Raw genomic sequence first — 13,766 nt, forward strand, 5'->3', positions numbered from 1 at the left:
TTACGCTTTCCCTCAGTGAGTTTATCGAAAAATTCTGCAACTGATTAAAGGGTTTCTGCTCTACTTCTGGCATGAAGAAAGCCAAGGCCATTCCGGTGCCACCACCTCCCGGGTATTTGGAGGAATGGCGGGCAACCAACAACACCTGTCTGGTAACGGGCGCGACGGATGGCATCGGCAGAGCGCTTGCGATCCGTTTGGCAGATGCTGGCCAAACCCTCGTCATTGTGGGGCGTTCTAAGGAGAAAGTGAGTGCCGTCCTCAAGGATGTTGGCGACGCCGGCCCCCATCACTCCCACCGTGGTTTTGTGGCAGACCTCTCTCTCATCTCAGAGGTGGACCGTCTCGCCGATGAGATCTCGCAAAAGCTGCCGAACCTGAGCCGTATCGTCCTCTGCGCTGCCGAAACACCGGGGTTTCGCGGCATTACAGGAGAGGGGATTGAGGCCGGGTTTGCGGTCAACTACCTCAGCCGATTTCAGCTGCTGAGCAAGATCACACCGCTGCTCAAGGACCAATCAGCACCAAGGGTTGTCTCGTTTGCAAGCCCGGTGACAAAGTTTGAACTACCCGACCTGAACATCCTCAACGATCCTGACTGTGAGCTAGATAGTTGGGACCGAGGAAGAGCACACACCAACTGCAATCTGCTCTTCTTGATGGAACTGGCTGATCAGCTGAAGGACACAGACATCTGCATCAACGCGTTCGGACCCGGCCTTGTGCTGACCAAACAAATGCAGGGCTACAGCGCCATGAGGCGGTTCTGGCTTGGTATGAAAAGCTCGCTGGTCGGCAAATCTGCCCCCTATGCAGCCCTGCCAGCTATGCACATGCTGCTCTCTCCGGACTTTGCGGGCAAGACTGGAGGGTTCTACGAATGCGGAACAAAAATCCCGCCGGACACGCAAATCCTGAGCAAAGAAATCCGCCAGCAATTCTGGACAGAAACCACTCAGCTTGTGCACCTGGCACAGGCGAACAAGGGGTAAAAATTTCCAGAAACCGCTTTTTGTGACACCAGTCACGGGCTTTCCCTCACGAAAGTGGGAGGACAAATGCACTTCTCAGTCTGACTTGATTTGAACGTTGCCAGGGGACCTTGGCAGCGAAGGATAGAGCTGTGCCCAACGCCATCAAGGATTGAGTCACTTCCCTAAGGTAATGTTAGGCAAGTGCTGCCAGCAATTCTCAATGTGTAAGAGTAAAAAATGAACAATAAAATGGAATTCCCTGCCGGCCGGAATGGAAATCTGCTTTCATCAACGCGCAAAGCCACCCTCGCATTTCTGGGGGCGTCTCTTGGCACATTTCTTTTCTCCTCGGCAGTCTTTGCTCAGGAAGCTCCCCCCCCTCCAGGTGTTATTGTTGAACCTGCACGCGAAGAAGTTATTGAAGAAGAACGCGTTTTCTCTGGCCGTACCGAAGCAATCAGTCAGGTCGCACTCATTGCCCGCGTCGGCGGGTTTCTTGAGCCGCTGGAGTTCAAAGAAGGCCAGACAGTTCAGCAAGGCGACCTGCTCTTTGTGATCCAGCAGGAGCCCTATGAGTTCTCAGTAGAGCAATCCCAAGCCAATCTGGAAAGTGCTCAGGCGAAGGTTGATTTGGCAAAAGTTGACTTTGACCGCAAGGAGCAGCTCGTCAACCGGGATACAATTTCAGTCTCCGAACTCGACACAGCCCGCGCGAACCTGAAAGAGGCCAATGCCGCATTGGCTCTGCGTCAGGCAGACCTGAAGCTCTCCGAGTTGGATCTGAGCTACACAGAAATCCGCGCTCCGCTGGATGGTCAGATCGGAACTGCTGCCTTTAAAGAAGGTGCCTACGTCAATGCCAACAGCGGAACTCTGGCAACCATCACGTCTTTGAACCCCATTCGCGTGGCGTTCCCGGTTCCACAAGCACTGATCTTGCAATCTCAGCGCGCCAACAACTTCGTCACCAATAACATACTCATTCGAGTTCGCCTGTCAGACGGCAAGTTCTACCAGCACAACGGAAAGCTGGACTTCCTTGAAGCAGAAGCCAACCCGGGCACAGACACCGTCACCGCTTATGCAATCTTTGAAAATCCTGATCACTTGCTGTTTGACCACCAGCTGGTTGATGTCGTTGCCAACGCCAAAGATGCCACCCCAGTCCTGGTTGTCTCTCAATCCGCACTGCTGCTGGATCAGGAAGGCCCGTATGTGCTGAAGGTGAATGACGAAGACGTGGTTGAGCAACAGCGCATCGCCGTCGTCGATCAGATTAACGGCCTTGTTATTGTTGGAAGTGGCCTCGAAAAAGGTGATCTGGTGATCACATCCGGCATCCAGAAAGTTCGCCCGGGAATTAAAGTCAACGCACAGCTGGCAGGTCAATAAACCATGATCTATGACATGTTTATTCGCCGGCCTCGGCTGGCGATGGTGATTTCGATTCTCATAGTCGTGGTCGGTGCGATCTCGATTTACTCAATTCCGGTATCACAATACCCGACCATTGCTCCCCCAACCGTGCAGGTCAACGCCACTTACATTGGCGCGGATGCGCTGACGGTGGAAGAGAGTGTTGGCCAGCTTGTTGAAGGGGCAGTCAACGGCGTAGACGGCATGCGCTATATGAAGTCGTCGTCTTCCAGTGATGGCACCTACTCGCTAACAGTCTACTTCGATCTGACAACAGACCCCGATATCAATGCGGTGAACGTTCAGAACCGAATAAGCACCATTGAAAGCAAGCTACCGCAGGAAGTCCGGGATCAGGGTGTCAACGTTACCAAAAAGGCCGGTGATCTCCTGCAGGCGATTTCCTTCTATTCGCCCGATGAGACACATGATGGCCTCTTCATTTCCAACTACGTCACCATCAACATCGTAGACGAACTGAAGCGTATTCCAGGTGTGGGTGATGCCAGTGTGTTCGGCGCGCAGGATTACTCCATGCGCATCTGGCTGGATCCGGTCAAACTAAGAGCCCTCAATCTGACAGCAGAAGATGTGATCTCTGCAGTTCAATCACAAAACAAACAAGCTGCTGTCGGTCGTATCGGTGCAGCTCCTCTGGCGGCTGATCAGCAGCTCCAGCTCACCGTCACAGCAAAAGGCCGCTTGAACACCGTTGAAGAGTTCCAGAACATCGTTCTGCGTGCAAATCCTGATGGCTCTGTGGTTCACCTGAGAAACGTCGCCCGCGTAGAACTCAGCAGCGCCTCCTATGACATATTGGCAGAATACAACCAGCAACCAACAGCGATGGTGGGGATTTACCTGTCTCCGGGCGCAAACGCTGTGGCTGTGTCAGAAGCGGTTAATGAGCGTATCGCGTATCTGGCAGAACGCTTCCCGGAAGACCTCACATACATCTCCATCTTCGATACCTCGCTCTTCGTGAATGAGATGATTTCGAAGGTGATCCATACGCTGCTGGAAGCCTTCGTGCTTGTGACCATCGTGGTCTACGTCTTCCTCGGCAAATTCCGCGCAACCCTCATTCCGCTGATCGCGGTCCCCGTATCCATCATCGGTGCTGTCGCAGTGGCCTTCATGATGGGCTACACGGCCAACACCATCTCGCTGCTGGCCTTGGTGCTGGCCATCGGGATCGTAGTGGATGACGCGATCATCGTGGTTGAGAACGTTGAACGCATTATGCACGAACATCCTGATCTCACACCGGCTCAGGCAACATCAAAAGCGGTCAGCGAAATTGCAGCCCCTGTGCTCGCAACTACGCTGGTACTGCTCTCCGTGTTTGTGCCAGTAGCCTTCTTGCCGGGATCGTCCGGTGTACTCTTCAGAGAGTTCGCGGTCTCCATCTCCGCGGCAATGGTGATCTCCACCATCAACGCATTGTCACTGTCTCCAGCTCTTTGCGCCATCTTGATGAAGTCAGAAGACCTGACAGGTGTCATGGCCAAGGTTTCCAAAAAGATTGATGACGTCGGCCATGGTTACGCCGGCCTTATCAAGCGCATCGCAAAAATGTCGTTGCTTTCTCTGCCTGTCGTGGTGGGCTTCGCGCTCTTTGGTTTCCTGGTTGTTTCCAACACCCCAGATGGCTTTGTCCCGGATGAAGACAAAGGCTACGCCATGGTGCTGGTCAATTTGCCTCCGGGTGCATCTCGCAACCGTACTGAAGCGGTCATGCGCAAAGCCGACGATATCATCCGCAAAGACCCGGCAGTCAACTCCACCACAATGATCATCGGGCTCGACCTGCTGGCAGGTGGCGGCTCATCACCAAACGCAGGCGTTTTCTTCGTCAAACTCAAGGATTATGAGGAACGTCCATCACGCGAACTGTCTTCTTTCGCCTTCGTTTACAGAACATACGGAGCTTTGGCAGGTATTCCGGAAGCAACCTTCTTCCCGGTCAACCCAGCTGCAATCGATGGTCTCGGCACGGTAGGTGGCTTTGAGTTCATCATGGAGGCACTGGAAGGTCAGGATCCAACAGTCCTTGCGCAAATCTCCCGCTCCCTGATTGTAGCGGCTAATGAAGCGCCGGATATCGCGTCTTTCTTCACGACCTTTAACGCAAACACACCGCAGTTGAATGTGAAGCTGGATCGTGAGCGTGCTCAGGTGCTTGGCCTGAATGTGGCAAGTGTTTACAACGCATTGCAAGCCACGCTGGGCGGTTATTACATCAACGACTTCAATCTCTACGGTCGCACATGGACCGTCCGCCTGCAGGCAGAGCAGAAGTATCGCTCTGGTGTTGAAGACATCGGCTCCATCTTTGTCCGTTCAGACACAGGTGAGATGGTTGAACTGTCCTCCGTCGTGCACACTGAGCTGTCACGCGGGGCAAACACTATCACCCGTTACAACAACTACCGCGCAGTCGCGTTCAACGGCAATGCAGCCCCCGGTGCAGGCTTGGGTGAAGCTTTGACGGCGATGGATGGTGTCGCGGCCAAAGCCCTGCCAAAAGGCTATGCCTATGAGTGGACGGGGCTGGCATTGGAACAGAAAGAAGCTGCGGGTCAAACTGCACTGGTACTGGGACTAGCCTTCCTGTTTGCCTATCTGTTCCTTGTGGCGCTGTATGAAAGCTGGAATACACCAATTCCCGTTCTGCTTTCGGTTGCTCCTGCATTAGCAGGTGCCTTGTTGAGCCTCTGGATCTTTGGTCTGGCGTTCGACCTGTATGCGCAGATTGGTATGGTCATTCTGATCGCGCTGGCGGGTAAAAATGCGATCCTGATGAACGAGTTCTCACTCGAAAAACGCATTGATGGTATGGGGATCTACGAGTCCGCAATTGAAGGCGCTCGTTTGCGCTTCCGTCCAGTGATGATGACATCACTGGCGTTCTCTGCAGGTCTTGTTCCGTTGGTCATTGCATCCGGTCCGGGGGCAGGAGCCATGGTTGCGGTGGGTGTGCCGGTGCTGGCAGGTATGCTGTTCTCAGCGACTATCGGTATCTTCCTCATCCCGACCCTTTACGTCAGCTTCCAATGGATGCGCGAAAAGGCCGGTTGGACCATCGAGGAAGGCCGTGCAGCAAGAGGTTCCAGTGGTGAACTGGTCATTGATGCCAAGGAAGACAAGCCATCTGAAAATTGATCTGAGAATGATCCTGATGACAATGAAGAAGGCGCCTCTGGCGCCTTTTTTGTTAGGCTACACGCAGCAAGGCGAACCAGTAAAATGCCGCAAGCCCGGCAATCGCGTGGCTGGTGGAAACCGCCACCCATGACCGGCGATACTGGAACATCACCCCCCAATAAAAACTCACCATAAACGTCAGCAAAACGGCCAGTTTGGAATAGGGCAGATGGATGATAGAAAAAGCAACAGAAGCTGCAAAATTGCCCCAGAACACAGAGGAAAGCTTATGCGGCCCCAGCGCGGCTGTCACAGGAACCTGCATGCCACACCGTACAATGAACTGCTGAATAGGGCACATCACCAGTGCATAAAAAATCGCAAACGCCACCTCTGGCCACCCCATGAATGGCCCCTGTACCTGATGCGCGAGAAAGTAGAAGGAAAACGACTCTTCTGAGGGGTGCACAATGTACCGGATAACTGCCATCACCAGAATAATCGGAACAGTCATCACCACCCCATAACCAAACTGGCTTGGGAGATGACTGAACTCAAGCCCGAAGATGCGTGGCGGCAAATAGAGGTTTTTCATGATGTAAAACAGAATAGCCGCGAGAATGAAGTTCAGGCTCAAACTGTAAACCGTCATCGCAATGAAGCCGTAGCCGTAATCATCAAACGTATTTTTGTAGAGGCTGATGAACAACGCAAACGACGACATGGCGATCATGTTCGCCACCAGCAAAACCGCGTAGGCCTGCAATCGACGGGATCGGATCTTGATCTCTTCCAGCACGCGGGAGCTGCTTTGTTCCAGCTGATGCGCCGCCTGCCGGGCAAAATAGCGAAACAGCATGGAATTGGTTTCAGTCGAGGTCGGCAGGGTGCCGTACCGGTTCCAGCTCAATGCAGCGACAACCGTATCCCGTTTGGCTCGCACGCTCGCTATGTAACTTTGTGGTCCTACATGGGCGCGAATGTAAGCCAGTTCTCCTGCCACATCACCGGCTTTCAGGTGTCCAAGAACAGTATCGGCTCCATCCTGATCCTCTTTGATAACCTCTAGATCACCTTCAAGAATGATGAAAAACCGGTCCGCACTTTGCCCTTGTACCAGCAAATCCTCGTGGGCTTTGAGGGAGTAGTACTGGGCACAATCCAGCACCTCACGAATAACAGGCTGTGTCGGCAAGCCCAGGTCGAGAAGACGCTGATGCAACTGCGTGCGATGGCGCGGAATATTGCCATAGCTCACCTCAAGCTGTGATTTGTTTTTTTTAGGAGACTGTTCCTCATCGCGCTGGGACAGGAAGCGCATCTATGGGCCTTCTTTCAGTAAAATCCTCGGCTGAAAAGCACTGCAATGGATTTTAGCGTGCCAGTTCCATCCTGCATGCACTTTGGTAAATCATGGTAATCCTGCACCAATGGGATCTCTCAAATTCCATTCAACTCTATAGCGTATTCCCCAAAACTGGCCGCGGTGTCTGGCCAAGAATACGCACCAAGCTCTAAGGGGATAGGGAGTTCTCTGGAAATGGTGGGAAAGATTTCAGAGTGGCGCCAAACAACAGTGCACGCTTAGATATCGGAAAGCGCAGGAGGGTTGGTTGGTCTTTTCATTGCTGCAATACAAATCCTATCAGTGGATGCCGCGAGACAGAGAGGAACACCACTGCAAGTTTATCTCCAGCAGAGGCCTCGCCAAAGCCTGCCAAAGCCGGAACCAGAAGCTGAAATCTTCGGTGCCTGACCTCGATGATGAGTTGCTGGAGCATCACCACGAAGGTGCCACGCTTTACATCACCACGGATGCCCTGCCGCATTTCGTCCAAACCAAACTACTGCACATTCGCCAGCCATTCGTCCTGCTCAGCGGCGACAGTGATCTGCCCGTTGGACCGGACACGACCCTGCCAAACACGCTGTCCTCACTCGATCTGAAGAACCTGCTCTCCCATCCACTGCTGGTTGCATGGTATGCGCAGAATTTGGCTATCGAGCACGAAAAGGTCTTCAACCTGCCCATCGGTTTGGACTACCACACCATGACAGCCCGCAAATCTCACGCTTGGGGGGACTTTCAAACACCGCTTGAGCAGGAAGAGTGCCTGCGCGTCGTAGCTACCGATGCCGCGCCGTTGGAAGCTCGGGAAGCCCGAGGCTACTGCAACTGGCACCATGCAGCCCATCGTGGAGACAGGGCGGAGGTGATGGAGATTGCGGATAACTCTACCGCTTACTTCGAAGATGATCATCTTCCCCGAGAGCAATCCTGGCGTAAGAACGCGCAGTTCCTCTTCACAATCAGCCCTTTTGGGGATGGAATGGACTGCCACCGCACTTGGGAAGCGCTGTTTCTTGGCGCGATTCCCATCGTCAAAACCTCAAGCCTGAACCCGCTATTTGAGGACTTGCCAGTCGTGGTTCTCGAAGATTGGAGTGAGTTGACCAGTGAACGTCTGCTTGAAGAGAAACAGCGTATTCTGGCAGGAACCTTTGACTTCTCCAGTCTCTACCTGAGTTTCTGGCAAAACCGCTTTCTGGGCCATGAACCTGCACGCCAAGGTCCTCTGACCTATCAGCAGTTCTTAGATACCCTTTGAAAAATGATGCCCCGAAAAAGAAAAAGACCAGAGGAACGAATCCTCTGGCTCAGGTAAAGGGTCAATAGCCCTTGGGGGAACTTGATCGGGATTTCTGAACATGCTGAAAAATGCTCAGAGACACCCTGCAAAATAAAGCAAGTTGCAGACTCAGAACTAACGCAACCTGCTTTTGCGGAGCTGACGCTCAAGCAAAAACGTCAGATCGCCAGATAGGTTTGTCGAAGCTCTTCGTTGTCGAGCACATCCTGTGCCGTGCCATCAAACACCACTTCGCCCATGTCCAGAATCACCGCACGGTCAGCAAGGTGCAGAGCCGCCACAGCGTTCTGCTCCACGATAATCGTCGTGATGCCCAGCTCCTTCACGTTCTCAAGAATGCGCTCAATCTCTTGAACAATCACCGGAGCAAGGCCCTCGTACGGCTCATCCAGCAACAGCAGCTTTACATCACGAGCCAGTGCACGGGCCACAGCCAGCATCTGCTGTTCACCGCCAGACATGGTCACCGCTTCCTGCTTGGCGCGTTCAGCAAGGCGAGGGAAGTGATCGTAGAGACGCTCAATCGACCACCCATGCGGTTCCGAAATCTGCGCCAGTTGAAGGTTTTCCTCCACGGTCAGCCCCGGAATGATCCGGCGATCTTCCTGCACCAATTGGATCCCGTTCTGAGCAGCCAGATAATTTGGCATCTCATGAATAGGCTTATGGTCCAGCCAGATCTCACCATGTGTCAGCTGCGGGTCGCTGGCACGTGCAATCGCGCGAAGAGTAGACGTCTTCCCAGCCCCATTTCGTCCCAGCAGCGCAAGGATCTCGCCTTCGCGAATATCAAAGCTAACACCTTGAACGATATAGCTTTCGCCATAGTAAGCGTGCAGGTCCCATGCTGAGAAATAAGCCGGAGCACCACCTTTGGAGCGCACAGGCGTAACACCCGGCGCGGTCGCGCCCTTGAATTGATCTTCGAGAATGGTCATACGTGCGCCCCTCCCAGATAAGCTTCCTGAACGCGTGGATCGCCCTTGATGTCTTCCGGCTGCCCTTCAGCAATCACAGTACCCTGCGCCAAAACGCTGATCTTGCTGGCGAGGGAGAACACCACATGCATGTCATGCTCGATAACAATCTTGGTGATGCCGCGCTCTCCGATACGCTTCAGCAGATCAATGGTGTTGTTGGTATCAGCCCGCGACATGCCTGCAGTCGGCTCATCCAGCAGCAGCAGTTTTGGGTCCTGAACCAGACACATTGCCAGTTCCAGACGCCGCTTGTCGCCGCGAGAAAGCGAGTCCGCCCTCATGTCTTTCTTCTCGGCAAGCCCAACATCCTCAAGCATATGCATGGCTTTGTCGCGAATTTCGCCCTGACCATCCACACGAGCCCAGGCGTTCATAGTGAATGCCCCATCTCGCTTGGCCAGCGTTGGGATCATCACGTTTTCCTGCAAGGTCAGATCACCAAAGATCTCCGGCGTCTGAAACACGCGGGAAACACCCGCCTGATTGATCTCATGCGGCTTAGCGCCAATGAGATCCTTGCCCAGAAAGGTCACAGAGCCCGTATCAGGGATCAGGCGCCCTACAAAGCAATTGAGCAATGTGGATTTGCCCGCGCCGTTTGGCCCGATGATGGCATGCACATGCCCTTGCTCGATAGAAAGGTTCACGTCATCGAGAGCTTTCAGGCCACCAAAGCGCTTGTTCACGCCCTTAACACTAAGAATTTCCATGGTTGCCTCTCTCTATTCCGCTGCATTGGCTGATGCTGGAGAATGCGAATGACCTGCTCTCTTGCCAACACGCGAAGGTCTCCGGCGGAACAGCTTGGTTATCCGGTTGAAGCCTTCCATGATACCGCCCGGCAGGAAGATCACGATCACCATGAACAACAAACCAAGCGTCAAATGCCAGCCTTCGCCCACAAACAAGCTTGCAAGGCTCACTACTGCTCCCTCCATGAAGTCAGGCAGGAAGGAGAAAATGGCATGCAGTGTCTGCTCGTTGTATGCAGAGAAGATGTTCTCAAAGTACTTGATGAGACCTGCACCTAGGATCGGCCCAAGCAGAGTGCCGGCACCACCCAGGATAGTCATCAAAACCACCTCACCAGATGCCGTCCACTGCATGCGCTCAGCACCCGCAAGCGGATCTGTCACGGCCAGCAGACTACCTGCAACACCAGCAAACGTGCCGGAAATGACGAACGCGGCAAGGGTGTAAGGCCGTGTATTGAGGCCGGTATAGCTCATGCGGTTTTGGTTGGATTTCACAGCACGCAGCATCATCCCGAATGGGCTGCGGAAAATGCGTTGTGAAATATAAAACCCGATGATGAGCAGAACAGCACAGAAGTAGAAACCCGAGTACCCGGTCATCTCAATCCCAAACAGATTGGAGATCAGCGGACCGGACGCCTCTGAAGAGCTGTCAAACAACCGCGGGTCAGATTGCAGCACCCGCAAGCCGGTCTCACCATTGGTGATTGGAGTTAGCACAGAGTACGCCAGATTATAGCTCATCTGCGCAAACGCCAGCGTCAGAATGGAAAAGTAAATGCCTGACCGGCGCAGCGAGATATACCCAATGGCTACCGCAAACAGGCTGGAAAACACCACGGAAAAGAGCAGTGCTGGAATAGGGTTCATTCCCAGCAGTTTGAAGCTCCAGACCGCGGCGTAAGACCCGATGCCCAGAAAGGCTGCATGACCAAAGCTGAGATAGCCAGTCAGGCCAAACAGCAGGTTGAAGCCCAGAGCAAACAGGCCGAAAATTGCAAACTTTTGCAAGAGGTCTGGATACCCGGCACCAATCGGTGCCAGCCAGATCGGCATCGTCAGGATTGCAGCTGTAAACAGCACAAGCATGAGCAGGTCGGAGCGTGGAGAAATCTTGGTCATCATTGGCTCAGGTCTCCATCACACCTTTACGGCCCATAAGTCCACGTGGACGAACCAGAAGGATAATAACTGCAACTAGATAGATAATGATCTGGTCGATACCCGGCAGAATGGTCTTCACCTCATTCATACTCGCAAAGCTTTGCAAGATGCCCAGCAGGAAGCCAGCAGATACCGCACCGGGCAAAGAGCCCATGCCCCCCACGACCACCACCACGAAGGACAGCACGAGGAAGTCCATACCCATGTGGTAATCTGGCGGAAGGATCGGCGTGTACATAACGCCAGCAAGACCAGCGACGACGGCAGCAACGGCAAAGACCAGCGTAAAGCGACGCTCAATGTTGATACCAAGAAGGCCAACAGTTTCGCGATCAGCCATGCCAGCACGAACAACCATGCCAAAGGTGGTGAACTGCAGGAAGGCAAAGACCCCGCCAATCACGCTAAGCGAGAAGAACAGATACACAATGCGCCACTGCGGATAAACGACAGTTCCCGGATCAAAGCCGATCCAAATGCCCAGATCCATCGCGCCGCGCACCATGTCCGGTGCAGATTGCGGAATAGGGTTTGCCCCGAAATAAGTTTTGATGATCTCTTGCAAAACAATGGCCAGACCAAAGGTCACAAGGATCTGCTCAGCATGTGGGCGCTTGTAGAAGTGGCGGATCAAACCACGTTCCATCACATACCCAACCAGCAGCATGACCGGAATGGCAAATGCGATCGACAATGGAACGGAGTAGTTGAGCATCGTCGTGCCAGTGTCACCCAGCCAAACCTCAATGTAAGGTACACGGGTTTCCAAAGGCGTACCCCAGGCCGTGGTCTTGGTAGGATCGACGACAACCTGCTCAAGGCCGATCAGTTTATTGAAAGCTACGGCACAAAATGCGCCAAGCATAAACAAGGCCCCATGGGCGAAGTTCACAACTCCAAGCGTACCGAAGATAAGCGTTAGCCCAAGCGCAATCAAAGCATAGGCACCGCCCTTATCAAGGCCGTTGAGAATTTGAAGAACGATGGCGTCCATCCGCTCTTCTCCCTTTAAATTCGTGAGAAGGTGCAAGGCATCCAATGCGGAACATCAGTGGTTCAAGCAGGAGCCATTGCCCGGCTGCAAAAAACTGCAGCCGGGCAAACGGTGCTGTTAGACCTTGTAAGGTCCAAGCTCGCCACCAAAGATCTCTGGGTCATACGTGACCTGAGAAGCAGGCGTCACTTCAACAACTTCCAGAAGGTCAAACTGGGAAGTCGCGTTCTCGTTACCTTTCACAACCAGCACATCCTTGAAGCATTGGTGATCAGAACCGCGGTAAAGAGTTGGGCCGTTACCCATACCGTCGAACTGGTGATCTTCCAGAGCCTTGATAACCTCTGCTGGATTGAAGGTGCCCGCACGTTCACACGCATCTGCATAAAGCAGTGTCTGAACGTAGCAGGTGTGTGCAGCCTGGGATGGTGGGAAGCCATATTCCTGGCCGAACGACTTAACAAAGGCCTTGGAACCTTCGTCCTGCAAGGACCAGTTCCAGTTGGTTGTGCCGTAAATGCCTTTGATGTTTTCGCCTGCACCCTGAGCCATAAGGCGGGAGTACAGCGGAACGATGATCTCAAAGTTCTTGCCATTGACAAGCTTGTCACGCAGACCAAACTGAACAGCCTGTGTCAGCGAGTTGATCATGTCCTTACCGTAGTGGTTCAGGATCAACACATCAGCACCAGAGTTCAGAACAGGTGCGATGTACTGAGAGAAGTCACCAGCACCTAATGGAGTGCGGACTTTGTTGACGGTTTCCCAACCAAGGCCTTCTGTAGTGTTGGCAATAGACTCTTCCTGTGTCCAGCCCCACGTATAGTCAGCTGTCAGGTGATAAGCACGACGGTCTTTGCCCATTTCTTTGTCAAGCACAGGGCCAAGTGCTGCACCGGACATGTAAGCGTTGAAGAAGTGGCGGAAGCCATAACGCCGCTTGTCCTTGCCGGTGGTGTCGTTGGAGTGGGTCAGACCGCACATAAACACGACGCCCATTTCCTGTGCCAGAGACTGCTGTGCAATCGCCACGCCGGAAGAAGAGCCACCAGACCACATGACAACGCCGTCTTTTTCGATCATGCGCTTTGCAGAGGCGCGAGCCGCATCAGACTTTGTTTGAGTATCACCGGTGACGTAGTCAACTTTCTTGCCAAGAACGCCGTTACCATTGAGCGAAAGCGGCTTCATGGTGCTCAGCATACCGCCGTCACCTTCACCGTTCAGGTGCTTGACGGCCAGCTGATAAGCACGCAGCTCGTCAGCGCCTTCGTCAGCATAAGCGCCTGTTTGTGGCACGTTGAAACCGAATGTGACTGTTTTAGAATTGGTTGGGTCATTGCGGAAATTGGTTTCAGCCCAGGCGCTGCGGCTGATAATAGTTGGGGTCGCCAGAACCAGACCACTGGCTGCTCCCGCCTTCAATAGGCTACGCCGATTCATCGGCCTACGAATAATGCTCATGAAATCCTCCCGAAAGGCAAAATGCCCGAATTGACGTGATAGAGGTCCCGTCCTCCTAAGAACCTGCCGCGTTCACCATTCCTTGTTCACCAGAAACAGTTACGTCAGCTCACGCAAAGGAAAGCCTAGTTCGGTAGTATAATGAATCGCAATTCGACTTATGGTTTTTAAACCAAAGGTTAATACCAAGTAAGATTCTATTATATGTTGTAAATCTTTTG

Annotated in this window: 10 protein-coding genes; 4 read left to right on the top strand and 6 right to left on the bottom strand. The window is 53.3% G+C overall.

The window, feature by feature from the left end:
• Nucleotides 1-71 precede the first annotated feature (71 nt).
• The 3 genes from DHN43_RS21470 (at nt 72) to DHN43_RS21480 (ending at nt 5,555) form a co-directional block, all read left to right on the top strand.
• Nucleotides 72-992: an SDR family NAD(P)-dependent oxidoreductase gene (locus tag DHN43_RS21470; RefSeq protein WP_108819980.1), complete on the top strand. Its 921-nt coding sequence runs from the start codon at nt 72-74 to the stop codon at nt 990-992.
• A gap of 219 nt (nt 993-1,211) precedes the next feature.
• On the top strand, nt 1,212-2,366 hold the full coding sequence (locus DHN43_RS21475) for an efflux RND transporter periplasmic adaptor subunit (protein WP_208995545.1): 1,155 nt from the start codon (nt 1,212-1,214) through the stop codon (nt 2,364-2,366).
• A gap of 3 nt (nt 2,367-2,369) precedes the next feature.
• Nucleotides 2,370-5,555, top strand: coding sequence for an efflux RND transporter permease subunit (locus DHN43_RS21480; protein WP_108819981.1), 3,186 nt, complete (start codon nt 2,370-2,372; stop codon nt 5,553-5,555).
• A gap of 52 nt (nt 5,556-5,607) precedes the next feature.
• Here DHN43_RS21480 and DHN43_RS21485 read toward each other — a convergent pair whose 3' ends face one another.
• The gene (locus DHN43_RS21485; RefSeq protein WP_057461710.1) at nt 5,608-6,858 is read right to left on the bottom strand and encodes a cyclic nucleotide-binding domain-containing protein; all 1,251 of its coding nucleotides are present in this window, start codon (nt 6,856-6,858) and stop codon (nt 5,608-5,610) included.
• 292 nt (nt 6,859-7,150) lie between these two features.
• On the opposite strand from DHN43_RS21485, the gene DHN43_RS21490 reads away from it, so the two are divergent.
• Complete coding sequence (locus DHN43_RS21490; RefSeq protein WP_208995546.1) at nt 7,151-8,146, top strand: hypothetical protein; 996 nt, start codon at nt 7,151-7,153, stop codon at nt 8,144-8,146.
• A gap of 200 nt (nt 8,147-8,346) precedes the next feature.
• Here the strand turns inward: DHN43_RS21490 and DHN43_RS21495 are convergent, their stop codons facing one another.
• The 5 genes from DHN43_RS21495 to DHN43_RS21515 all read right to left on the bottom strand — a co-directional run bounded on the left by DHN43_RS21495 (nt 8,347) and on the right by DHN43_RS21515 (nt 13,545).
• Entirely contained in the window at nt 8,347-9,126 is a 780-nt protein-coding gene (locus DHN43_RS21495) for an ABC transporter ATP-binding protein (protein ID WP_063294136.1), read from the bottom strand.
• Nucleotides 9,123-9,878 (bottom strand): ABC transporter ATP-binding protein, encoded by a 756-nt coding sequence (locus DHN43_RS21500; RefSeq protein WP_057461712.1) that lies wholly within the window; start codon nt 9,876-9,878, stop codon nt 9,123-9,125. Before DHN43_RS21500 ends, DHN43_RS21495 begins: the two co-directional genes overlap by 4 nt.
• Before the next feature lie 12 nt (nt 9,879-9,890).
• Nucleotides 9,891-11,045, bottom strand: a complete 1,155-nt coding sequence (locus DHN43_RS21505) for a branched-chain amino acid ABC transporter permease (protein ID WP_373456209.1) — start codon at nt 11,043-11,045, stop codon at nt 9,891-9,893.
• A gap of 7 nt (nt 11,046-11,052) precedes the next feature.
• The gene (locus DHN43_RS21510; RefSeq protein WP_057461714.1) at nt 11,053-12,081 is read right to left on the bottom strand and encodes a branched-chain amino acid ABC transporter permease; all 1,029 of its coding nucleotides are present in this window, start codon (nt 12,079-12,081) and stop codon (nt 11,053-11,055) included.
• A 117-nt stretch (nt 12,082-12,198) separates the two neighbouring features.
• The gene (locus DHN43_RS21515) at nt 12,199-13,545 is read right to left on the bottom strand and encodes a substrate-binding protein (RefSeq protein ID WP_193757817.1); all 1,347 of its coding nucleotides are present in this window, start codon (nt 13,543-13,545) and stop codon (nt 12,199-12,201) included.
• Nucleotides 13,546-13,766: the final 221 nt, after the last annotated feature.

It is taken from the genome of Pseudovibrio sp. Alg231-02, assembly GCF_900143565.1.
Taxonomy (GTDB): domain Bacteria; phylum Pseudomonadota; class Alphaproteobacteria; order Rhizobiales; family Stappiaceae; genus Pseudovibrio.

What these genes read in the sequence shown, in the direction of transcription:
- DHN43_RS21470 (WP_108819980.1), top strand. Translation starts at nt 72, where the DNA reads ATGAAGAAAGCCAAGGCCATTCCGGTGCCACCACCTCCCGGGTATTTG.
- DHN43_RS21475 (WP_208995545.1), top strand. Translation starts at nt 1,212, where the DNA reads ATGAACAATAAAATGGAATTCCCTGCCGGCCGGAATGGAAATCTGCTT.
- DHN43_RS21480 (WP_108819981.1), top strand. Translation starts at nt 2,370, where the DNA reads ATGATCTATGACATGTTTATTCGCCGGCCTCGGCTGGCGATGGTGATT.
- DHN43_RS21485 (WP_057461710.1), bottom strand. Translation starts at nt 6,858, where the DNA reads ATGCGCTTCCTGTCCCAGCGCGATGAGGAACAGTCTCCTAAAAAAAAC.
- DHN43_RS21495 (WP_063294136.1), bottom strand. Translation starts at nt 9,126, where the DNA reads ATGACCATTCTCGAAGATCAATTCAAGGGCGCGACCGCGCCGGGTGTT.
- DHN43_RS21500 (WP_057461712.1), bottom strand. Translation starts at nt 9,878, where the DNA reads ATGGAAATTCTTAGTGTTAAGGGCGTGAACAAGCGCTTTGGTGGCCTG.
- DHN43_RS21505 (WP_373456209.1), bottom strand. Translation starts at nt 11,045, where the DNA reads ATGACCAAGATTTCTCCACGCTCCGACCTGCTCATGCTTGTGCTGTTT.
- DHN43_RS21510 (WP_057461714.1), bottom strand. Translation starts at nt 12,081, where the DNA reads ATGGACGCCATCGTTCTTCAAATTCTCAACGGCCTTGATAAGGGCGGT.
- DHN43_RS21515 (WP_193757817.1), bottom strand. Translation starts at nt 13,545, where the DNA reads ATGAGCATTATTCGTAGGCCGATGAATCGGCGTAGCCTATTGAAGGCG.